This is a genomic window from Phenylobacterium sp., from assembly GCF_035309685.1.
Taxonomy (GTDB): Bacteria; Pseudomonadota; Alphaproteobacteria; order Caulobacterales; family Caulobacteraceae; genus Phenylobacterium.
The window spans coordinates 1-23085 of sequence record NZ_DATGEX010000002.1 but is presented as its reverse complement, the minus strand read 5'-3'; the positions used below and the strand labels follow the sequence as shown (position 1 = coordinate 23085).

Annotated in this window: 16 protein-coding genes and 1 pseudogene; 9 read left to right on the top strand and 8 right to left on the bottom strand. The window is 68.0% G+C overall.

Features of this window, described 5'->3' with window-relative positions; all coding sequences use genetic code 11:
• Positions 1–55: 55 nt before the first annotated feature.
• The gene (locus VKQ35_RS00400; RefSeq protein WP_324357903.1) at positions 56–2725 is read right to left on the bottom strand and encodes a TonB-dependent receptor; all 2670 of its coding nucleotides are present in this window, start codon (positions 2723–2725) and stop codon (positions 56–58) included.
• A gap of 381 nt (positions 2726–3106) precedes the next feature.
• On the opposite strand from VKQ35_RS00400, the gene VKQ35_RS00395 reads away from it, so the two are divergent.
• Positions 3107–3664: a phosphonate degradation HD-domain oxygenase gene (locus VKQ35_RS00395; protein WP_324357901.1), complete on the top strand. Its 558-nt coding sequence runs from the start codon at positions 3107–3109 to the stop codon at positions 3662–3664.
• A gap of 32 nt (positions 3665–3696) precedes the next feature.
• Here the strand turns inward: VKQ35_RS00395 and VKQ35_RS00390 are convergent, their stop codons facing one another.
• The 7 genes from VKQ35_RS00390 to VKQ35_RS00360 all read right to left on the bottom strand — a co-directional run bounded on the left by VKQ35_RS00390 (position 3697) and on the right by VKQ35_RS00360 (position 13497).
• On the bottom strand, positions 3697–5187 hold the full coding sequence (locus VKQ35_RS00390; RefSeq protein WP_324357899.1) for an efflux transporter outer membrane subunit: 1491 nt from the start codon (positions 5185–5187) through the stop codon (positions 3697–3699).
• The gene (locus VKQ35_RS00385; RefSeq protein ID WP_324357897.1) at positions 5184–6380 is read right to left on the bottom strand and encodes an efflux RND transporter periplasmic adaptor subunit; all 1197 of its coding nucleotides are present in this window, start codon (positions 6378–6380) and stop codon (positions 5184–5186) included. Before VKQ35_RS00385 ends, VKQ35_RS00390 begins: the two co-directional genes overlap by 4 nt.
• Complete coding sequence (locus VKQ35_RS00380; RefSeq protein ID WP_324357895.1) at positions 6370–9594, bottom strand: efflux RND transporter permease subunit; 3225 nt, start codon at positions 9592–9594, stop codon at positions 6370–6372. Before VKQ35_RS00380 ends, VKQ35_RS00385 begins: the two co-directional genes overlap by 11 nt.
• A 106-nt stretch (positions 9595–9700) precedes the next feature.
• Entirely contained in the window at positions 9701–11047 is a 1347-nt protein-coding gene (locus tag VKQ35_RS00375) for a HAMP domain-containing sensor histidine kinase (RefSeq protein ID WP_324357893.1), read from the bottom strand.
• Between the two features lie 21 nt (positions 11048–11068).
• Positions 11069–11746 carry a response regulator transcription factor gene (locus tag VKQ35_RS00370; RefSeq protein WP_324357892.1) on the bottom strand — a complete coding sequence of 226 codons (678 nt, stop codon included), beginning with the start codon at positions 11744–11746 and terminating at the stop codon, positions 11069–11071.
• A 66-nt stretch (positions 11747–11812) separates the two neighbouring features.
• Positions 11813–12340, bottom strand: coding sequence for a hypothetical protein (locus tag VKQ35_RS00365; protein ID WP_324357890.1), 528 nt, complete (start codon positions 12338–12340; stop codon positions 11813–11815).
• 260 nt (positions 12341–12600) lie between these two features.
• Positions 12601–13497 (bottom strand): LysR family transcriptional regulator, encoded by an 897-nt coding sequence (locus VKQ35_RS00360; protein ID WP_324357889.1) that lies wholly within the window; start codon positions 13495–13497, stop codon positions 12601–12603.
• Between the two features lie 217 nt (positions 13498–13714).
• On the opposite strand from VKQ35_RS00360, the gene VKQ35_RS00355 reads away from it, so the two are divergent.
• The 8 genes and pseudogenes from VKQ35_RS00355 to VKQ35_RS00320 form a co-directional block, all read left to right on the top strand.
• Entirely contained in the window at positions 13715–14449 is a 735-nt protein-coding gene (locus VKQ35_RS00355) for an SDR family NAD(P)-dependent oxidoreductase (RefSeq protein ID WP_324357887.1), read from the top strand.
• A gap of 94 nt (positions 14450–14543) precedes the next feature.
• Positions 14544–15176 carry a class I SAM-dependent methyltransferase gene (locus VKQ35_RS00350; RefSeq protein WP_324357885.1) on the top strand — a complete coding sequence of 211 codons (633 nt, stop codon included), beginning with the start codon at positions 14544–14546 and terminating at the stop codon, positions 15174–15176.
• A gap of 637 nt (positions 15177–15813) precedes the next feature.
• A complete protein-coding gene (locus tag VKQ35_RS00345) occupies positions 15814–18657 on the top strand; it encodes a TonB-dependent receptor domain-containing protein (RefSeq protein WP_324357883.1) in 2844 nt (947 codons plus the stop codon).
• Positions 18658–18672: 15 nt separating this feature from the next.
• Positions 18673–20256, top strand: coding sequence for an alpha/beta hydrolase-fold protein (locus VKQ35_RS00340; protein WP_324357881.1), 1584 nt, complete (start codon positions 18673–18675; stop codon positions 20254–20256).
• A 125-nt stretch (positions 20257–20381) separates the two neighbouring features.
• A complete protein-coding gene (locus tag VKQ35_RS00335) occupies positions 20382–21185 on the top strand; it encodes an IclR family transcriptional regulator (protein ID WP_324357880.1) in 804 nt (267 codons plus the stop codon).
• A gap of 27 nt (positions 21186–21212) precedes the next feature.
• On the top strand, positions 21213–22157 hold the full coding sequence (locus VKQ35_RS00330) for a dihydrodipicolinate synthase family protein (RefSeq protein ID WP_324357878.1): 945 nt from the start codon (positions 21213–21215) through the stop codon (positions 22155–22157).
• Positions 22158–22159: 2 nt separating this feature from the next.
• Positions 22160–22843 carry an SDR family NAD(P)-dependent oxidoreductase gene (locus tag VKQ35_RS00325; RefSeq protein WP_324357877.1) on the top strand — a complete coding sequence of 228 codons (684 nt, stop codon included), beginning with the start codon at positions 22160–22162 and terminating at the stop codon, positions 22841–22843.
• Positions 22844–22878: 35 nt separating this feature from the next.
• A pseudogene (locus VKQ35_RS00320) lies at positions 22879–23085 on the top strand (mandelate racemase); the annotation flags it as partial.

The following is a 23085-nucleotide window of genomic DNA, read 5'->3' as shown; positions in this document are numbered from 1 at the left end:
CAAGAGGGGCGGCTATGCCTGCCACCCCTCTCCGACAGTTCTATGACAGCCGGTCTCAGTAGGTGGCGGTCAGCCGGACCAGAACCTGCCGCGGCCGAAGCGGCACCTCCGACTTGATGAACTGGGCGGTGCTGGTGAAGGTCGAGGCGTGGGAGTCGCTGAGGTTCTGCCCGACCAGCTGCAGGGTCCAGTTGTCCCGGCTCACGCCGATCGCGGCGCCGACGGTGGTGTAGGCCGGCAGCTCGTAGCGCAGGTAGGTGGTGTCCGGGATCGGCTGTTCGGCCGGGGAATCGCCCGGGGTGTAGTTGGCCGGCTGGGTGAACATCTTGCCCACATAGCTGACATCGGCCTGGGCGAAGGCCTTGAACGGGTTGAGATCCCAATCGTAGCGCCCGCGCAGGTTGGCCTGGATCTTCGGCGAGAAGGCCGAGACACCGCCCTGCACGCCGAACGGGTTCACGAACGGCTTGCCTTTGATCTCGGTGATGCACTGGCCAAGCGTCGGCGAGTTCGGCTCGTTGCCCGTCAGGCAGGGCGAGTTCGACTGGGTGTTGTCGTTGTAGGTCGCCGAGCCGCTGAGCGTGAACGCGTCGGTGACGCGGCCCGTGAACTGCGCCTCGACGCCCTTGATCGTGTAGTCCGGCCCGTTCACCAGGAAGGTCGTGTTGCCCAGGCAGCAGGGCTGGTAGAGCGCGATCTGAACGTTCTTCCACTGCATGTAGTAGGCCGACAGGTTCACCTGCAGCCGGTGGTCGAACAGTTCCTTCTTCAGCCCGACCTCGTTGTTGGTGAGCGTGTCCGGCGTATAGGCGAGCGGGGTCTTGAATTGCGGCACGCCGTTGGCGTCGGGCGCCTTGTCCCGTGCGGAACGGCTGAAGCCGCCCGGCCGGAAGCCCTGGGAGAAGGTGTAGTAGAGCAGGGTGTCCTGCATGGGCTTCCAGGTCAGGCCGAAGTGGCTCTTGAAGCCGGTGTATTTGGCGTGGAGGTTTTCCGCGTCGATGTTGGTGTTGTGGCCGCAGACCAGCACGTTCACGCAGGCCGAGTTGGTGCTGTAAACCGACCCAGTCTCATCCTCCGTATAGTGATAATATCGCGTGCCGGCGGTGGCGGTGAGCACCTCCGGGATGATGTCGTAGTCCACCGAGCCGAACAGCGCCGTCTGGTCGTAGCCGCGCTGCACCTCTTCGCCGAAGCCGGTGTTGTCGGGGCGCGGGCCCGGCTCGTTGGTGGTCGACCCCGGGAAGGGCTCGTCGTTGCCGAAGCAGGTCGCGCCGCCGGCCAGCGCCACGGCCAGGTTGTTGCCCTCGTGGCAGGCGGGCACGGTTTTGTAGTTGAAGTCCATGGTGTCGAAGATGCGGAACTTCTCGTAGAACACCCCGCCGATCGCCCGCAGCCGCCAGTTGTCCGGCGTGCTGACGCGGATTTCGTGGCTCTGATGGGTGTTGCGCACCACGTCGTGCCAGTTGGTGACCGGCGAATAGCAGGTCAGCGGCCCCTTCCCGAGCAGGCCCGCGCCGCCGCCGGTGCACTCATAGTACTGGCCGTAGAGGGTGCGGGAGTAGTTGGTGTAGTCCATCTGCTGGTTGATGTGGCGGGTCATGTAGCCGCCGGTGTAGATCACCTTCAGGTCGCCGACCTTGCCGTTGAGGGTCCAGGCGGTGTTCTGGAAGCGGTCCTTGTCGTAGGTCGGCGAGAAGACCGTGGTCTCCAGCGGCTTCAGCGGCTGGAAGTCAGAGCCGACCGGCAGCGTGGTCGACAGGCCCTCGGCGTCCAGGTTCTGGAAGCTTTCGGTGATCAGCACGTCCCAGTCGTTGTTGATATCGTAGAGGACCGACAGGCGCGCGCCGTCGTGGGTGACCGGGTTCCAGTTCTTCCTGGCGAGCGCGTCGTTGTTGACCTGCTGCTGGGACGCGTTGGGGATGGTGCAGAAGCCGGTCTGCGGCCCCGGCGGCAGGCCGTTGGGGCATTTGCCGGCGGTCGGCTTGATGCCGAAGTAGACGTTGTTGTCGACGTTGTTGCGGGTGAAGGTCGAGGGCACATTGTCGATGTAGCCGCCCTGGTGGTCGCTATAGATCACGCCGCGCACGGCCAATTTGTCGTCGATCAGCGGCATGTTCAGCACCGCGGTGAAGGACGTGCTCGGGTCGCCGTGGCTCTGGACGCCATAGCTGGCGTCGAGGCTGCCCTCATAGGCGTTCAGCTTCGGCTTCTTGGTGATGTAGCGCACGGCGCCGGCCTCGGCGCCGCCGCCGAACAGGGTGCCTTGCGGACCCTCCAGCACTTCCACCCGGTCGATGTCGGCCAGGTAGAGGTCGACGTTGCGGGCCGGGAACTGCATGGACTGCTCGTCCAGATAGACCGCCACATTGGGGAAGTTGCCGACCGTGGCGCTGGACTGGTTGCCGGCGAAGCCCGCCGAGAGGCCGCGCATGAAGATGTTGCCCTGGCCTGGCCCGTTCTTGGCGAACTCGATGTTCGGTGTGATCCGGATGAGGTCGTCGAAGGTGGCGATGTTGCGCTGGGCGAGCGCGGCGCCCGAGAACGCTTGGATGGTCATCGGCACGTCCTGAGCCGACTGGTCGCGCCGCTGCGCGGTGACGATCACCTCGTCGAGCACCGCGGACGAGGCCCCGGCGTCAGCCGCGGCGTCGGCGGCGAAGGCGCCGCCTGCGCCCCCGCTCAGGATCGCGGCCACGGCGCAGGAAACGATGTATCTGTTTTTCATGATTGCCCCTCTGTGGTCCCCATGCGCGCCGCCCAGCCGTTCCGCCGGCGGCCGAGGCGGCCGCCGCGCAGACGCTGAAAACAGCTCACGCAAATAGAAGGGCGCGACGTATCCCCCGCCGCGCCTAGGACCGCGAAGCTAGGAGGGCCACATGAACCTTCGGTGACGCTGAAATCTCAGATCGATGAATAGATTTCCGCGCACATCGAATTCTAGACTTCGATCTCGATCCGTATACTGAACACTGACATCTGTAGTTTTATCTCTTATTGGAAGTTGGCCGGATTTCGCGCTATTCCGGCGGTTCAGTTTTGATATTCAACCGCTTGAGCGCGATGGTCGTTCGGGCGGGATGACCGGAAAGGGCGGGCGAGGACCGGCATGAATGCCGCGGCGATCGAGACGATATTCGAGCTCTTCGAACGGCTTGGCGCGCGCCACTACGGCGAAGGCGTCTCGCAGATCGAGCACGCCCTGCAGTGCGCCCAGCTCGCCGAGGCTGACGGGGCGGGCGACAGCCTGATCGCCGCCGCCCTGCTGCACGACCTGGGGCATCTGTTGGAGGCGGACGAGGGCGCCGAATCGGAAACCGACGCCCGGCACGAGGTCCGCGGCGCCGCGGCGCTGCGCTCGGTCTTCGGCCCCGACGTCGTCCAGCCGATCGCCCTGCACGTGGCCGCCAAGCGCTACCTCTGCGCGGCGGAGCCGGGCTACGCGGCGCGCCTGAGCGAGGCCTCGACCCGGACTCTGAAGCTGCAGGGCGGGCCGTTTTCGGTGCGCCAGGCGCGGCGGTTCGAGGCCATTCCGCATTTCGCCGCGGCGGTGCGGCTGAGGCGCTACGACGAAGGCGGCAAGCTCGATGGCGCGGCCTGCCGGCCGCTCCGCGACTATGCGGGGCTTCTAAACGAGCTCCATGCGGGCCGGACCCGCCGCCGGTGAAACGGCGGCGGCGCTGGCGCCGGAGCACAGGCTCAGCACCCCAGGGCGTCCGCCGATCGGCGCGGGCAGGCGGTCTGTGCGGCGCGCGCGACCTGGCTCGGGCTCGGCAGGTCCGCCGTGGTCCAGCCGCCGCCGAGCGCCCGCACCAGATTCACGCTGGCCTGCAGGCGATGGTCCTCGACCTCTATGCCGACCCGACGCGCCTGCAGGGCGGCGGCCTGGGCGGTGACCACCTCCAGGTAGCTGGCGGCTCCTTCCTGATAGCGGGCCAGCGCGGCGGCCTCGGTGCGGGCGGCGGCCTTGATGGCGGCGTCCTGCTGGCCGGCTTCGGCGGCCAGGTCGTTCAGGGTTGCGAGGTTGTCCTCCACGTCCTGGAAGGCGCGCAGCACCTGGGCGCGGTAGGCCGCGCTGGCTTCGGCGAGCTGGGCGCGGGCGGCCTCGACCCGGGCCTTGCGGGCGCCGCCATCGAAGATCGTCCCGACCATCTGGGGCCCCAGCAGCCAGTAGGTGTCGCCGGGCGCCAGCAGGTCGGCGAAGGCGGTGTTCTGCCAGCCGCCATTCCCGAGCAGGTCCAGGCGCGGGAAGTAGGCGGCGCGGGCGACGCCGATACGGGCGTTGGCGGCGGCGGCGCGGCGTTCGGCGGCGGCCACATCCGGGCGGCGCTGCAACAGGGTGGACGGCAGGCCCGTCGGCCGGTTGGGCAGGGCCAGGCTGACCACCGCGGGCGGGATCGCGAAGCTGGACGCCGGCTGGCCCACCAGGCTGGCGATCGCATGTTCATAGAGGGCGCGCTGCGCCTTCAGGTCGCTGGCCTCGGCGCGGGTGGATTGCAGCAGGGTCTCGGCGCGGCTGACGTCGAGGTCGCTGACCAAGCCTTCCTTGAAGCGGTCCTCGGTGATTCCGTAGGCCGTCTCATAGGCCTGGACGGAGTCGGCGAGCAGGGCGGCCTCGGCGTCGTTCGAGCGCAGGCGGATGTAAGCGTCGGCGAGCTGGGCCTCAAGGCTGAGGCGCACGTTTTCCAGGTCGGCGGCGCTGGCCTGGGCGTCGGCGCGTCCGGCGGCCACGCTGTTGCGCACCCGGCCCCAGAGGTCGAGCTCGTAGTCGGCGGCCAGGCCCACGGTGTCGGCGGAATAGATGTCCGGCTGGTCGGAGCCGCGGAGGGGTCGATTGTTCGACTGGCGGTTGCGGGTGACTGAGGCGCCGGCGCCAAGTGTCGGGTATTGGGCCGACGCCGCGAGGCCCGCGAGCGCGCGGTAGGTGTCGTAGCGCGCCAGGGCTTCGGCCAGCGTCGGGCTGGCGGCCTGGAGCTGGCCTTCCAGCCGGTCGAGCAGCGGGTCCCCATAGGCCTGCCACCAGGCGTCGCGAGGGATCTGGTCGGCGGGTGTGGCTTGCGTCCACGGGCCTCTCTCCCTGAAGGTTTGCGGCACGCTGACCTGCGGCGGCGCATAGGCCGGCGCCAGCGAGCAGGCGCTGAGCGCCGTCCCGGCCAGGGTCGCCGCCGCAAGCGCGCGCAACCGCCTCATCCGCGGCCCTTCGCCGGCGCCGCGACGCGAACGGTCTCGCCGTCTTCCAACGAGTCCGGGGGGTTGGCGATCACCCGGTCCGCGGCGGAAAGGCCGGTGGCGATCTCCACCTGGGTCCCCAGATCGCGGCGCAGGGTGACATAGCGGATGTGCGCCCGGTTCTGGGCGTCGACCACGCCGACCGCCAGGCCCTTCTGGCGGAACATCACCGCCGCGGCCGGCAGGCGCAGGACCGCGCCCGGGGCGTGCGCCAGCTTGAAGGTCGCCTGGGCGTAGTCGCCGGGTTTCAGGGCGCCGTCGGCATTGTCGATCTGCAGTTCGGCGGTGAGCGCGCCGGACTGGGCGCCCACGGCCTCGGACGTGCTGGCGAGCTTCGCCTTGAACGCCCGGCCGGGATGTTCCGGCACAGTGACGCTGGCCTCCAGGCCGGGCGTCAGCTCCGCCGAGACGTCCTGCGGCGCGTGCACATAGATGCGCAGGCGGTGGACGTCGGCCACGGTGAAGAGGCCCGGATCGTTCGGCGAGTTGGCGCTGACCAGGGCGCCCACGTGGGCGTTCCTCTGGGTGACCACCCCATCGAAGGGCGAGATCAGGCGCTTGAAGGATTCCAGCGCGGCCAGCCGGTCGAGGTCGGCCTTGGCGGCCTGGACATCGGCGCTCTTGGCGGCCAAGTCGCCGGTCTTCTCGTCGGTCTCCTGTTGCGAGACGGCGTTCTTGGCCAGGAGGCGGCTCCAGCGGTCGGCGCTGATCTGGGCGACCGTGCGCCTGGCCGTCGCCGTCGCCAGCGCCGCCTTGGCCTGAGCGAGCTGCTGGTCGAGGTCGGGCGTGTCGATATCGGCCAGCACCTGGCCGGCCTTCACATGGGCCCCGATATCGACCTTCCAGTCCTTGATGTAGCCGCTGATCCGCGGGTGCAGGGCGGCGATGTCGTTGGCCTGGACGTCGGCGGGGAGGGTGAGCGGTTCGTCGGCGGCGTCGGCGCTCGGCGAGATCAGCTCGACGGAGGCGACTTCGGCCTCGTGGGTGGTCGCCTTGAGATTGGCGCTGGCGACGCCGCGGCCGATCAGGCCCGCCGCGACCACGACCACCGCCAGGCCGGCGCCTGCCAGGCCGACCGGCTTCAGCCAGGGCTGCGGGCGGTGGCGCAGGGCCTCGGGGATGTCGTGGTCGTTCACGGACGGGTCAGACGGCATAGGCTTCTCCGGCCCCAGGTTCGGAGCCCAGCGGCGCGGGAACGGCGGCCGGCTTGCGGTGGACGAGGCTGAAGACCACCGGAACGAACAGCAGGGTCGCGGCGGTGGCGAAGATCAGGCCGCCGATGACGGCGCGGCCCAAGGGCGCGTTCTGCTCGCCGCCTTCGCCGAGGCCCAGCGCCATGGGGCTCATGCCGATGATCATGGCGAGCGCGGTCATCAGCACCGGGCGGAAGCGGCTGAAACCCGCCTCCAGGGCCGCGGTCAGCGCATCGCCGGTCACGAGCAGCCGCTCGCGGGCGAAGCTCACCACCAGGATCGAGTTGGCGGTCGCCACGCCCATGCACATGATCGCGCCGGTCAGCGCCGGCACCGAGAGCGGCGTGCCGCTGGCGAACAGCATCCAGACGATGCCCGCGAGCGCTGCGGGAAGCGCGCTCACGATCACGAAGGGGTCGGACCAGCTCTGGAAGTTCACGACGATCAAGAGGTAGATCAGCACGATCGCCGCGATCAGGCCGAAGCCCAGGCCGGCGAAGGCCTCGTTCATGGTGGTGACCTGGCCGCGCAGGGTGACCTGGGCGCCCTTGGGCAGGTCCTTCTCGGTGGCCTTGAGCACCTTGTTGATGTCGGCCGCGACGCCGCCCAGGTCCCGGCCCTGGGTCGTGGCGTAGACATCGAAGGCGGGCTGGATCGCGTAGTGGCTGACCACCGCGTCGCCGTCGCCGCGGCTCACCTGCGCCACCCCGCCCAGGATCTGCATGTCGCCGGGCTTGCCGTTGCTGAGCGGGATGTTCTCCAGCTTGGAGAGCGAGTCCACGTCCTGCTGCGGGCTCTGAACGATGATCGGATAGGAGACCCCGTTCTTGGGGTTCAGCCAGAAGGTCGGCGCGGTCTGGAAGCTGCCGGCCAGTGAGGTCACCATGGTGTTGGTCACGTCGCGCTCGGTGAGGCCCAGCCGGTCGGCCTGGGCGCGGTCCACGTCGACGTTGAGTTGCGGATAGTGGCTGGACTGCTGCAGACGCACATCCGCCAGGCCCGGCACGCCCTTCAGCCGATGCAGCAGCTCCGCCGCGTAGCGCTCGTCGGCGGCGCGGTCGGGGCCCGCCACCTGCACATCGATGGGCGCGGGCGCGCCGAAGTTCAGAATCTGGCTGATGATGTCGGCCGGCAGGAAAGAAAAGACCGCGCCCGGGAACTCGCGCGGCAATTGGGCGCGCAGCTTGGCGACATAGTCCGCGGTCGGGCGGTGGTCCTTGCTGAGCGTGATGTAGATGTCGCCGTCCTGCGGGCCGATGCCGCCGGTGTTGGAATAGGCGCGGTTGATGCCGCTGACCGGCAGGCCGATGTTGTCGACGATGGTGACCAGCTGATCGCTCGGAATGGTCCGGCGGATCGCGGCCTCCACCCGGTCGAACAGGGCGGCGGTGTCCTCGATGCGGGTGCCGACCGGCGCGCGGACGTGCAGGGTGATGGCGCCGGCGTCGACGCTCGGGAAGAAGTTCGATCCCAGGGCCGGCGCCAGCAGGAAGGACGCCGCCACCACCGCCAGGAAGCCGATGACGAAGGGTCGGCGCGCGCCGAGCGCCATGGCCAGCACATTGCGGTAGCCCTCGCGCACCTTGGCGAAGCGAGCCTCGAAGGCATGCTGGAAGCGCGCGAGGGCGAAGAGCCGGCGCGCCGCCTTCGCCCCGCCGTGCGACTCCATCAGATAGTCCGCGTGGCCCCCGTCATGCGGTCGCAGCAGGTACATGGCCATGGTCGGGACGAGCGTCCGCGACAGCGCGAAGGAGGCGATCATGGCGAAGACCACCGCCTCGGCCATGGGCACGAACAGGTAGCCCGCGATCCCCTGCAGGAAGAACATCGGCACGAAGACGATGCAGATGCAGAGCAGGGACACGAAGGCCGGCGTGACGATCTGCGCCGCCCCGTCGAGGATCGCCGAACGGACGTCCTTGCCCTGCTCCAGGTGCCAGTTGATGTTCTCGATGGTCACCGTGGCGTCGTCGACCAGGATGCCGACGGCGAGCGCCAGGCCGCCCAAGGTCATGATGTTCAGCGTCTGGCCCAGCGCCGAAAGCGCGGCGATCGAGGACAGCACCGCCAGCGGGATCGAGGTCGCGATGATCACCGTCGAGCGCCAGGACCCGAGGAACAGCAGGATCATCAGGCTGGTGAGGGCGGCGGCGATCACGCCCTCCTTCACCACGCCGGAGATCGCGGCCTTCACGAACAGCGACTGGTCGTTCAGGAGGGCGACGTGCAGCGAGGGCGGCAGCGACGCCTGCAGCCTGGGCAGCAGCGATTTCACGCCGGAGACGATCGCCAGCGTCGAGGCCGAGCCGCTCTTCAGCACGCTCATCAGCACCGAGCGGCGGCCATCGATGCGGACCTCGTTGCGCTGTGGCGGGTAGCCGTCGCGCACGTGGGCCACGTCGCGGATCAGGATGGTGGTCCCATCGACGGTCTTGATCGGCAGGTCGTTGAGCGCGTCCACCGCCTCGGGGCTGTTGTTCAGTTTCACGACGTATTCGAACGCGCCCAGCTTGGCGGTGCCCGCCGGGACGATCTGGTTCTGGGCGGCCAGCGCATTGGCCACATCCTGCGCCGACAGTCCCTTGGACTGCAGGGCGACAGGATCGAGGTCGATCTGGATCTGCCGCTCGCGCCCGCCGTAGGGCTGCGGGATCGAGGTTCCGGCCACCGTCGCCAGCGCCGGCCGGATCAGGTTCTGGCCGGTGTCGAACAGCTGCTGCTCGCCCATGGACGGGCTGGAGAGCGCCATCTGCAGGATCGGCACGGTGGAGGCGTTGTAGTTGAGGATCTGTGGCGGGGTGATGCCGGCCGGCATCTGCTTCAGCACGGTCTGGGAGATCGAGGTGACCTGGGCGGTCGCCGTGCGGATATCGACGCCCGGCTGGAAGAAGATCTTCACGATGCCGATGCCGGGGAGCGACTGGCTTTCCAGGTGCTCGATGTCGTTGACGTTCGAGCTGAGCTGTCGCTCGTAGTAGTAGATCACCCGCCCCGACATGTCGTCCGGCGGCAGGCCTCGGTAGGTCCAGACGACCGCGATCACCGGAATCCTGATCTCCGGGAAGATGTCGGTGGGCGTCCGCAGCGCGGCGAGCGGCCCCAGCAGGACGATCAGGATCGCCAGCACGACGAAGGTGTAGGGGCGCCGCAGCGCGAGCCTAACGATCGCCAGCATGTTGCGAGACTCCGCACCCGGTGGAACGGTCGCGAACCTAGTGGGCTGACGCGCGCATGCGAGTGAATAAAATTTCACCGCAGGCGATACAGATTAGCTATCTAGATCAGTAAGTTATCGGTGCGGGATGGCAGTCGATGATGACCCGCAGGCCGGGGCCGGCGTCCTGCAGTTCGAGGCGGAAGCGGTGCAGGCGCACGATGGCGGCGACGATGGAAAGGCCAAGCCCGGAGCCGGGCGTCAGCCGGTCGCGCTCGGCGCGGTAAAATCGCTGCAAAACGGCCGTGCGCTCGCCCTGCGGCACGCCCGGGCCATTGTCTTGCACCACAATCCTGGGACCTTCGGGCCCCGGCTCGAGCGCCAGGCGCACAGCGCCGCCGGGCGGCGTGAACTTGATGGCGTTGTCCACCAGATTGCTCAGCGCCTCGACCATCAGCTTGGGGTCGGCGTCGACCGGCGGCAGGGGCGGCGCCACCACCTGGAAGCGCAGGTCCGCCTCCTCGGCGAGCGGCTGATAGAGGTCGCCGACCTGGCTCACGATCCGGTCGAGCGGCGTGGGCGCGAAGCCGGCGCTGCGGGCGCGGGTCTCCAGCTCCGAGATGCGCAGGATGGCGATGAACCGCTCCAGCACCTCATCCAGCTCGGCGGTGACTCCGGCGATCTCGCCGGGCAGGACCTTGGGGGCCTGTTCCAGCCGGTGCAGTTGGGCGCGGGCGCGGGTGAGCGGGGTGCGCAGATCGTGGGCGATGGTCTCCGACGAGGTTTTCACCTCGCCCATCAGCCGCTCCACCTCGCCCAGCATGTAGTTCACGGCGCCCGCGAACATGTCGAGTTCGTCGCCGCGTTTGCTCGTCGGCATGCGGCGCTTCAGGTCGCCGGCGGCGATGTCGTGGTTGGCCTCCTGCAACTGGCGCAGCCGCCGGATCGGCCCCAGGCTGAGGGCCGCGCCGAACACCAGCCCGGCCAGGACGATCAGCACCCCGCTCCAGATCAGGGCCGAAGCGATGATCCGGCGGATCTCGCGCAGCTGATTGATGTCGCGGCCGACCACCAGAATCTCCCCGGAGGGCAACTGGCGCGCGATCAGCCGCGCCGCGGCTGGAAAGTCCGGCGTGGGTGACATCTCGATCGGCCGCCCGCCGGGTTCCAGGCCGGCGGGCAGGGTGGTGAGATTGCCGGTCTCGCGGGTCCGGTCGGCGGCGAACAGGGCGAAGACGCTGTTGCGGCCGTTGATCAGCAGCGCGTCATCGATGGTGGGCTTGAGCCGCTCCGCCGGCACGCGCATCTGGGCCGCGGCTTCGACGGCCAGGATGTCGTCGACCCGATGGGTGAGGTAGACGGCCGAACGGACATAGACCATGGCCAGCAGGGCCACCGCGCCCACGGTGAACAGCAGGCCGTAGAGCAGCGACAGCCGGAAGGTGGTCGTTCGCCAGAGCTCGCTAAGCCGCATCTGGACTAGATCGCATTTGGGCTAAGGCGCATGCAGCATGTAACCCTGGCCGCGCTCCGTTCTGATCAGGGGCAGCAACCCCGGTCCGTCGATCTTGCGGCGCAGCTTGCCGACGTGGACGTTGATCAGGTTGGTGCCGGGGTCGAAGTAGTACTCCCAGACGCTCTCGAAGATCATCCGGCGGGTGAGCAACTGCCCGGCGTTGCGCATCATGAACTCCAGGAGCTGGAACTCCATCGGCAGCAGCTCAATGGTCTTGCCCGCCCGATAGGCCTCGCGCCTCACCAGGTCCAGCTCCAGGTCGGCCACCTGCAGCCGGGTTTCCACCTCGCTGCGGCGATGGCGGCGCAGCAGCACCTCCAGACGAGCCACCAACTCCTTGGGCGCGAAGGGCTTGACCAAGTAGTCGTCGCCGCCGGCCCGCAGGCCGTCGACCCGGTCGTCCACGTCGCTGAGCGCGCTGACCATCAAGACCGGCGCCTGCGAGCCCGCCTCGCGCAGCGCCTTGACCAGCTCCAGCCCGTCCAGGCCCGGCATCATGCGGTCGAGCGTGATGGCGTCGAAAGCCTGGCTCTTGGCCGCCGCGAGGCCCGCCGGGCCGTCGAAGCACTTGGACGCCTCGAAGCCGCTGGCGGTCAGGCAGGCGGCGATCTCCTCGGCGGTCTGGCGGTCGTCCTCGATGACCAGCACGCGGGTCACGCGCGCTTCCGGTGGAGGGCCGGGAACACCGGGGGCGTTCATCACGTGGATAAGGTCCTCATGGCCTCAGGGGTGCGGATGGTCCGCCGCGTAGAGCGCCGCGTCCAGGCCCGCGACGCAGGAGGAGAACGCGCCGCGCGCCGGTTCATAGCCCAATCGGGCGCAGGCCTGCTCCTCGCGCCGGCGCATTTCGCGCCCCGACGCATAGAACCAGGACTTGGCCGGGGCGCGCGGCTCGGAGGCGTCGATCGCCGCGCCGGCCGCCACGCGGGTCGCCCCCGCCTCGGCCAGTTCACATTCCGCGAGCTTCGGACCTTGGGTTTCGCCCCGCGCAAGGCAGGCGCTGCGGGCCGCCTGCAGGGCGCCGGCCCGATCCAGGCCGGCCGCCGACTGCGACAGGGCCTCGACGCAGTTGTCGTAGAGGGTGAAGCCCGGCCGCACGCCGATCACCGTCCGGCAGATCGCGCCGACCTGGTCCAGCCGTTGCGGCGGCAGGTGCGCGGGGTTGTAGGGCTCTGCCTGGACCGCAGCCGAAGCGACCAAAGAGACGAACAGGCACAGGGAAGCCAGGCGCAGAACGGCGCGCGCAATCATGGGATCACCATGGCTGGAAGGAGCGGAGGACGGCGCGATCGCCGCTGTCAGGATCGGAAGCTAAACCTGCCGACCCGCCGAGCCAGTGAATAAAATTTCACCGCCCCCGACCGGCTGCGAGCCGCTCGGCAATGTCCGCTTCTGACTCTTTGCGGGCATTCGCAGGATCCGCTTTCGGGACCGAAGCTTGTGTCTGCTTTCAACCCATAACGGACATCGAGAAGGTCCGCTGGAGGGTGTCGCCGGCGACCGGCTGCGCATCAAACGCCCGATACAGACAGCCCCGCGAGAAGCGGAGCGTGCGCGGCGAGCCTGCGGGACACGAACTCCGTGAACCGCCGGACGCGCTCCGTCTTGTGCGTCTCCCCCTGTGTGAGAAGCCAGAGCGTTCCGTACATGTGCAGGTCGGCGCCGGGGACCCTGACCAGCAGGGGGTCGGCATCTCCGACGAAGCACGGCAGTGTCGTGATCCCGAGCCCTTGCCGTGCAGCGGCGATCTGCGCCGCGGCGTCGGTCACCCTGAATGGAACCCCCGCAACGCGGACCTCACCCTCGCCGGCCCAATCCGGAATTCCATGCATGCTTATGACGATCCACCGGATGGGATCAGAGGCGCCCGCACGCCACGCGGCTAATCGATCGCGGGACATGTAGACGCCGCCGAACAGCTCAGGTCCCTTCTGGCCGTGAAGATTGAGCGGCAGGGTCTTGCGGTCGTAGACGACGCGGATCGCCACGTCGGCCTCCCGGTTGGTCAGATTCGCCAGCTCGCCGGACGACAAGATGTCCATCTCGATGTCCGGATGCAGACGCGCGAAATCGGCGAAGTCCGGCATGAGCAGGTGGGTCGCGAGCGGCGGCGCCAGCGTCACCCGCAGAAGCCCGCGCACGCTTCGGTCGCGGCCGAAGACGCGCGTCTCCAGCTGGTGCGATGACGCTTCCATCTGCTCCGCGAGCTCGAGAACCTCCTCGCCCGCAGCCGTCAGGCGGTAGCCCGAAGGCAGCTTTTCGAACATCTGCGTCCCGAGGCGCTCCTCGAGCTGGGCGATGCGCCGCAGCACGGTCGCGTGGTTCACGCCAAGTCGCTTGGCTGCGGCCCGCACCGAGCCGCCGCGCGCGGCGGCCAGAAAGTAGCGAACGTCGTCCCAGTCGATCATGGTGCAGCTTCGCACCGTGGAGGTGCGCCTTCAGAAGCCCCCTTCTAACACGCCGCGCCGTAGTGTGCGTCTACGACACGGCGTTCAGTCGTCAGGCTGGAGCGTTTTCGCACCACCGATGTGCGCGATTCCGCACTCCACGCCCGACACCGGCGGCCCCATCTCCAAGGTCTCGGGGGTTTCTCCGAACAACCGAAGACGGAACTGGAAAGAAGTCATGGGAAAGCTTGAGGGTAAGGTGGCCGTCATCACGGGCGGATCGAGCGGCATGGCGCTGGCGAGCGCTAAGCGGTTCGTTGAAGAAGGCGCTTACGTTTTCATCACGGGGCGGAAGCAGGAGACGCTGGACGAGGCCATCAAGCTGATCGGCCGGAACGTGACCGGCGTGCGCGGCGACGCGGCCAATCTCGACGACCTCGACCGCCTGTTCGATACGGTCAAACGGGAAAAGGGCAGGATCGACATCCTGTACGCGAGCGCCGGCACGGGCGAAGCCCTCCCACTGGGCGAGATCACCGAACAGCATTTCGATGCGACCTTCGGCCTGAATGCCCGCGGCACGCTGTTCACGGTGCAGAAGGCGTTGCCGCTGTTCAACGACGGCGGATCGATCTTCATGACCGGGTCGGTGGCTTCCCTCAAAGGTTTCCCCGGTTACAGCGTGTATGCGGCGAGCAAGGCGACGCTGCACGCCTTCGCACGCGGGTGGCTCAACGAACTCAAAGGCCGGAATATTCGGGTGAACGTGCTGCACCCGGGGCCGATCGCCACGCCGATGCAGGACCAGGTTCTGACCCCGGAGGCGAAGCAGATGTTCGAAGCCCTGATCCCGCGGGGAACGATGGGTCGTCCTGAGGAAATCGCGGAAGCCGCGCTGTTCCTGGCATCGGACGATTCGAGCTTCTTGAATGGAGTGGCGCTGTCCGTCGACGGCGGGTTCTCGGCCATCTGAATTCGCGCCGGACGCGCGGGAAGCGGAAGCCGGTCTTTCGTCGATACCGCCGCCGCACAACGGGCCTCGTGAGGCCCACCTGACGGAGATCCCGATGTACGACCAATCCAAGCAATCCGAATTGATCCGGTTCGCACGCGTCGAGGCGGGCTCCACCGTCATCGACGTTTACCCAGGCGATGGCGACTGGACGCGCCTGTTCTCCGATGTCGTGGGACCCGAAGGGCGGGTCTTCAGCTTCGTTCCGGCCGAAGTCGCCCACTTCAAGAACGATCCGGTCGGCCTCATGCAAACGCTCGCGAAGGGGCCGGGCCGAGAGAACGTCGAAGCCGTCTCGGCGGCCCTCGGCGCGATGCCGCAGGTCACGCAACCCGCGGATGTCCTGTGGCTGCACCTGTTCTACCACGATCTCCACACCGCGCTGATCCAGGACAAGGGCGCGACGGCGGCCGACTTCAATCGAGCGGTCTACGAGCGGCTGAAGCCGGGTGGGTCCTACGTCATCGTCGACCACGCCGCCGCCGCAGGGTCGGGCACGAGCGACACCCAGGCGCTGCATCGGATCGACCCTGCGTCCGTCCGCGAGGAGGTTGAGGCGGCCGGCTTTGTGCTGGACGCGGTAAGCAGCCTGCTCTCGAACAAGGACGATCCGCACTCGATCAAGGTGTTCGATCCCGCGATCAAGGGCCAGACCGACCGCTTCGCCTATCGGTTTGTCAGGCCCTGACAGTAGGCCAACCGCCCCAAAGTAAATCATCTCCTGCAGGCGTGAAGGTGCTCGCCGCCTTCGACGCTGCGGCGATCTTGCCAGCCGCGCTGTTCGTCCGGGGTCCGGAAAGCAGGGGAGGGCTTCGACATCCGCTTTCCACCCATAGCGGCCATCGGGCGATACCGCCTTCGGATCGCAGGCCAACCTCCGCACCTGGCGCAAAGCGGACCACGCCTGCAAACGAGCTTATCGGCGGTCCAATCCGGTGTCGGGCCGCCAGGCCGTAGCGCGCCAAGCGAACGATCTCTCTGGCGCCATTGTTGGTGCGTTGGCGAGGTTCGATGACCTTCCGCGAGCGCTATATGAGTCCTGCCAGCACCACCTGCGGCTCAGGCGTGGTCCCGTTACGCCCGCAACAACTCACTAATCCCTTCTGTATTGGCGCCGTATGGCGCTCGCTCGCTCCAGTCGTGGTCATCCGCTGCGCGGCAAATCTGCATTTGATCGCTCAGCCTTGTCAGAGGCCGTCACCCCTGCTATTTCATATGGCGAATAAAAGTTCGTAATCCGAACAATAAGAAATAGGGAAGGATGCAGGATGGGTCGGCTCTCACGGGGCGGTGGTCTGATCGCGACCACGAGTTGGATCGCGCTCATGGCGTTCGCGCAGGGCGCCCATGCGCAATCGGCGCCGGCCGGCGCCGCCGCGACGAGCACCGCCAGCGTCGAAGAGGTCGTCGTGACCGGCTCGCGGATTCAGGACCCGGGCTTTGCATCGCCCACCCCGCTGACCGTCCTTGGCGCCGCCCAGATTAAGCAGGCGTCGCCATCGACGATCGACGATGTGCTTCAGGTCATCCCGCAGCTACGGCAGGACTCCGGGCCGAACCAGGTCACCCGCAACACCGGCTCGGTCTCTACCGGCCAGAGCACCGCGGACCTGCGTGGTCTGGGCGCCCAGCGGACCCTGGTGCTGATCGACGGGCAACGGCCGGTGCCGACCAACGCGCAGGGGACCACCAGCACCAGCATCATCCCGCTCGGGCTAGTGAGCCGGGTCGACGTAGTGACCGGCGGCGCGTCGGCGGCCTACGGCTCCGACGCTGTGGCCGGCGTCGTGAACTTCGTACTGAAAGACCACCTCGAAGGCCTGCAGGGTTCGGTCTTCGGCGGCGTCAGCCAGCAGGGCGACAACAAGGACTTCGGCGTGAGCCTGGCGGACGGTTTCTCCGCCCTGGACGGCAAGCTGCACGTCGTCGGCGGGCTCGACTACGACAAGAACGACGGGATCGGGAATATCTATTCGCGCGACTGGAGCCGGGTGGAGCCCGGCAACTCCGGGACGCCGATTTCCTTCGGCGCCGCGCGCGCTGCAGGCACGCCCGCTCTGGGATGGGCCAATGGCGTCGAGTACGCGGCGCAGACTCCTGGCGGGGTCATCAACACCGCCCGAAACGGGGCCGGCGTGACCTCGACGATCCTCAACCAGCTGGCCTTCAACCCCGATGGCAGTGTCACGCCGCTCGTGCGCGGACCGGTCTTCGGCAACTTGATGATCAACTCGTCGAGCAACCACGTCGCGACGCCGATCGCCCAGTGGCAACTGAAGGAGCCACTCGAACAGGTCTCGTCGCTGGGAAGAGCGACCTATGATCTGTCGGACGATACCCAGGCCTACGTGCAGCTCAGCTATGCGCGCAGCCACGTCTTCGCCGTGTCGCAGTTTCACCAGACGGCAACCGACACGATCCTTGCGTCAAACCCCTATCTGCCGGCGTCGATCAAGGCGCTGATGACCGCCAACAACCTCGCCTCCTTCGACATGGGCCGGGTGGACACCGAGTGGCTGGGCACCTCGGGCGATAACACCAGCTCGACGTTCCAGGCCATGACCGGGATCAAGGGCAAGGTGTTCGAAAAATTCCACTGGGACCTGTCCTACGCCTACGGCCGCTCGGAGATCGACTCCCACGTCTATGGCACCCGCGAGGCGAACCTGGCCGCGGCGGAATATGCCGTCACCGACGCCAGCGGTAACATCGTCTGCGGTCCGCTGGCGACCAATCCGAACTTCGCTGCGGCGCGCCTCACCAACACGATCCAGACCGCGCTCGTCCAACCCGGCTGCGCACCACTCAACCCCTTCGGCGCCGGCAATTCATCGGCGGCGGCGCGGGCCTATGTGGCGGGCATCGAATACACCACCGACACCATGCTGCGGCACGACGTGGCGCTGAACGTGAACGGCCCGCTGTTCGATCTGCCCGCAGGCCCGCTCGATGTCGCGGCCGGCGCGGAGTACCGCTACGATGGCCTCGACCAGCAGGCCGACGCCCTCCAGGTGCTGGGCGTCTATTCCTCTGGCAACAACAAGCCGTTCACTGGCCACAACAGCGTCAAGGAAGCCTATGCGGAAGTGAACGCGCCGCTGCTGCGCGACCTCACCCTGGTCAAGGACCTCGGGCTGAACGCGGCGGTCCGCTACACCGACTACGAAACCAGCGGCGGCGTGACGACCTGGAAGGTCGGCGGCACCTACGAGCCGGTGGACGGCCTGCGCTTCCGCATCACCCGCTCACACGACATCCGCGCGCCGGCCCTATTCGACCTCTTCAGCACCGGCGCCTTCTCGGCGACGGGTTCCTCTACCAACCCGTTCAACGGCCAGTCGTCCCGGCTTCCCCAGCAGACGGCCGGCAACCCCAACCTGGTGCCGGAAAAGGCTGACACGTTCGCGCTCGGCGGCACTTACGAGGCGCGGGATGGATGGCTGTCGGGCGCCCGCCTGTCACTCGACTACTACCGGATCACGGTCAATGACGTGATCGCCTCGGTGGCGGCGACCGACATCCTGCAGCGCTGCTTCCAGGGCATCACCACCTATTGCTCAGCGATCCAGTTCGACAACTCGACCTTCGGCATCGCCAAGATCACCGTACAGCCGTTCAACCAGTCGCGGCTGTTCGTCGAAGGCGTGGACGTCGAGGGCGGTTATCGGCACGACCTTGAGCCTCTGGGCCTCCCGGGGACGATCAATTTCGCCACCTATGCGACCTATCTGAAGCACCTGAGGACGACCGACCGGCCGGGTCCCGCGGGGGTCACGCTCGACAACGCCGGCTATCAGGGCGGCGCCCCGAAGTGGGTGGTGACCTCGTTCCTGACCTATGAGCTGAAGCCGATTACCATCGGGCTGCAGATGCGCGCCTTCACCTCGATCGGCTTCTCGCCGTCCGACATCGGGCCAGGACAGTCGGGCTATTCGCCGACGCTCGCCAACAGCATCAACAAGAACATCTTCCCGGGCCTGGCCTACTTCAACCTCAACGGCACCTACGACTTCACGGCCGAGGGGCGGAACTTCCAGGCCTTCGCCAACCTCAACAACCTCTTCGACCGCAACCCGCCGTCCTACGCCATCGCGGCGATCAATCTCGGCGGCAACCCCTATGACTACGTCGGGCGGACATTCAAGGTCGGCCTGCGGTTCGGCTTCTAAGTGGGAGCGCCGGCCATGCCCTATCAGCTTAGACGACAGGTCCTGCTTGGCCTCTGCGGCGCGGCAGCCCTGATGGCGGCGTGGCCAGCGGCGGCCCAGGCGCCACTCGTCGACTACGAAGCCGCGGCCAAGGCGCCGCCGGTTGTGGAATCGGCCCAGTGGCGGCTGGCTTTCCGGCCGGTGACCTCGGTGCTGAGCCAAAGCGTGGCGCAGCTGCGCACCGCACCCGGCGTTTCGCCGGCGGCGCTCGCGGAGGCCGATCGGCTGATCGCCGCGTCCGCCGCGCAGCCGGAGCCTGAGGCCCGGCGGACGCTCTGGCATGCGGCCGCGGTCCTGCTCGGCCGCCGCTGGTCGCCGGCGCAAGAGGCGGTGGGCGCGCTCGCGCTTCGCGCCGGCACGCCCGTGTCTACCGGGGGACGCGAGGCGATCCGGTTCGAGACGCTCTATCCACTGCCCGCCGGCGCCAACGCCCATTTCAGCCTGGCGCTCTACCGGGCCGACGCCACGTCATCCGCGACGCCAAGGCGTGGCCCGCTGGTCAAGACCCTGGCGGAAGGAGAGCTTGGCGCCGCCCGTTCCATCGACATCGACCTTGGCGCAGTGGCCGACGGTGGCTATCTGCTGATCGCCACGGTCACCGCGGACGGCGAGGCGCGAGGTGAGCTGGCCCAGTCCATCTATGTCGTGCGCGACCTGGCGGCCCGCGCCGCCGCCCTAAAGGCCAGGCTCGCCAAGGTCTCCGGCCACGAGGCCGCCAAGCAGACGGCGGAATATCCCTTCGCCCTGGCTGAGGGCCTGCGCGCCGGCACGCGCCAGATCATCGCCTACGACTTCCCGCGCGGCATCGCCCGGTCCATGCGGATCGCCGACGATCTTGCCCGGGGACAGGACGACGTCTGGCAGGCGAAGGGGCTGCAGGACCGGGCCTATGCCTTCGCGCCCACCGGCGAACTGATCCCCTATGAAATCTATGTCCCGAGCACCTGGACGCCCACCAGGCGCTGGCCGCTGGTGGTCGCCCTGCATGGGGCGAACCTGGACGAGACCAACATGCTGGGCCGCGCAGGCGGCGAGATGCAGAAGCTCGCAGAGCAGCACGGCTTCGTGGTGGTGACACCGCTCGGCTACCGCCTGAACAGCGCCTACGGCTCCGAGCGCGGTATGGCCAAGGCCATCGCCGGCGATGACCTGCAACGCCGCAGGCGAAGCGAAGAGGACGTGATGCAGGTCCTTGCCAAGGTCGAGACCGAATACAACGTCGACCCCGCCCGACGCTATCTGACCGGAAATTCCATGGGCGGCGGTGGGACCTGGTGGATCGGCGGACATCACCCCGAGATCTGGGCGGCCATTGCGCCTGCCGCCTATGGCGGCGTGCTGCCCGAGGACGTGGCGAACTTGAGCCGCTTCCCGATCATGGCCGTGGTCGGCGACCACGACGAGGTCGGCATGCTGCCCCGCGTAAAGGCCTCGGTCGCCACCCTGGAGGCCGGCGGCGTCCACCCGCAATATGTCGAGGTCGCCGGCGGCACCCATGCCAGCGCCTATGAGATGACCCTGCCTCGCATCTTCGACTTTTTCTCTGAGCATAAGCGATGAGCGATGCCCCGATCCGCACCGCGCCACGGGGCCGGCCTGGCGCCAGCGGCGTGCGCCGCGCGGCAAGTTACGGAATAGTCTCCTCCGCGGCCTTCGGGGCTGCTGGCGCGGCTGGGGATTCGTCGATGAGTGATGACAAGAACACCGTGAAATCGGTGGTGAAGGCTTTCACGGTCCTGCAGGCCTTCGGTCCGGACGCGTCGGAATTGGTGCTGGCCGATGTGGCGCGCGCCGCCGGCCTCGACAACGGCACGGCCTTCCGCCTGCTCAACACCTTGGTGTCGCTCGGATATGTCGAGAAGGTGCCCGACACCCGGCGCTTCCGGCTCACCTTCAAATGCCTCGACCTTGGCTTCAACGCCATCGCGCGGTCCGATCTTCGCAGCCTCGCGCGCCCGCTGCTCCGAGCGATGGTCAGCGACCGGATCGAGGCGGCTTCGATCGGTGTCCTCGACGGCCAGGAGGTGGTCTACATCGAGCGGATTCAGGCCGGGTTGGCGCGCCTCGCGGTCGATGTCCGTATCGGCTATCGCATCCCTGCCTATTCTTCCGCCTTGGGCCGCGCGATCCTGTCCCGGATGCCGGTGGACGTGCAACGGGCTCTGCTGGAAGCCAGCTCGCCTCGCCAATTGACGGCGCACACGGTCACCGAGATCGACCGCCTCCTGGCCCAGATCGCCCAGGCGCGGACGGACGGCTATGCGGTCTCCGACCAGGAAACCGTCACGGGCCTGCGCGTCATCGCCGCCCCGATCCTCGACGAAGACGGCGTTCCGATTGCCGCCCTGAGCGCTGTCGCCCCCTCGTTCGGGCGCACCCTCGAAGAGTTCATCGCTGATGCAAGTGAAGCCACCTGCGAGGCGGCGCGGCGCTTGTCGCTGGCCGTTCGCGCCGCGGGCGGAACCGCTGCCCAACACACCACAACCTAGCCTTCGCGGCGTCGCTGGAGATACGAATTGTCAGTCGAGCTTGATCTCAAAGGTCTGATCCCGGCGATCGCTGTGCCGTTCAACGAGGACTACAGCATCGACGCGCCTGGCCTCACCCGCCTCGCTCGCTGGCTGGCGCCCCTTCCGGGGATCAAGGCGCTGATGACCAACGGCCACACGGGCGAGGTGTTCTCGCTGACGCCGCGCGAGCGCGCCGAGGTTACGCGCATCACCGTGGATGCCGTGGACGGTGGCATCCCGATCATCTCCTCCATCGTCTGCGAAGGGATCACCGACGCGGTGGAGCAGGCGGGCTGGGCCAAGGAAGCCGGGGCCCAGGCTCTCGATATCATGCCGCCGCACCACTGGCTGCGGTTCGGCTTCCGGCCGCAGCACGTCATCGACTACTTCACGGCGATCGGCGAAGGGGCCGGCCTGCCGCTGGTGGTCCACGTCTATCCAGCCTGGACCAAGTCGTCGTTCTCTTCGGAGCTGCTGGCCGAACTCGCGCAACTCAAATACGTCCACGCCTTCAAGATCGGCACGCGGGAGATGAACAAGTACGCCCGCGACGTGAAAGCCATCCGGGCCGTGGCGCCGCAGAAGGCGCTGCTCACTTGCCACGACGAATACCTGCTGGCCTCGCTCGTCCAGGGCGTCGACGGCGCCTTGGTCGGGTTCGCCTCGCTGATCCCTGGCCTGATCAAGGACCTGCTCGACGCCGTCGCAGCCGGAGATCTCAAGCGGGCGATGGCGATCCAGGGCCTGATCGATCCGCTCAAGGACGCCGTCTACGGCGACGGTGAACCGACCGGCGAGGCGCACGCCTGCATGAAGGCCGCGATGGCGGCGGCCGGCGTCATCGACCGCGCCACCGTGCGGCCGCCGACCATCGCGCCGTCGGCCGACGAACTGGTCCGGATCGAGGCCGCCGTGGCCGGCGCCGGACTGTCGCGCAAAACCGCAGCCTGACGATGAGCGGGTCCGGCGAGACGCGGACCGTGGTGGTGACCGGCGCCGCGTCGGGCATCGGCGCAGCCATCGCTGCGCGGCTGGCGGCCGAGGGCTGGTCGGTGGTCGGCGTGGACCGGGCCGAGTCCAAGGGATCGACCGCCTCCCGGCTCGTCGATCTCGCGGACGAAGCCGCGGTCGCGCGTCTCGCGACGTCGCTGCGGGGCGCCGATGCGCTGGTCCACGCAGCGGGCTTCATGCGGACCGCGCCGCTGGGCGAAATCGACCTAGCTGACGGTGACGCCATGTGGGCGGTTCATGTCCGCGCCCTGACGGTGTTGGCCAATGGGCTGGCCCCCTCGATGGGCGCCGGTGGACGCATCCTGGCGATCGGCAGCCGGACTAGCGCAGGCGCCGCCGGGCGCAGCCAGTACACCGCCTGCAAGGCCGCGGTCACTGGCCTGATCCGGTCCTGGGCGATGGAGCTTGTGGCGCGCGGCGTCACCGCCAACGTGATCGCCCCGGCGGCTACCGAAACCGGGCTGCTTTCCGCGCCCAGCCGTGAGAGCGCGCCACCGAAGACACCGCCGATGGGCCGTTTCATCCGCCCCCACGAGGTGGCGGCCTACGCGGCCTTCATCCTGTCCCGCGACGCCGACGCCATCACCGGCCAGGAGCTGTTGATCTGCGGCGGAGCCTCTCTGTGACCTTCCGCCCAAGCCCGCCTGCAAGAGGAACCGCTGTGTCCTGCCCCCGTATTATCGACATCGTCGAGGTGACGAAGCCGATCTCGTCACCGATCCGCAACGCCTACATCGACTTCAGCAAGATGACCGCGAGCCTGGTGGCGGTGGTGACGGACGTGATGCGCGATGGCCGGCGCGTGGTGGGTTATGGCTTCAACTCCAACGGCCGCTACGGCCAGGGCGGGCTGATCCGCGAGCGCTTC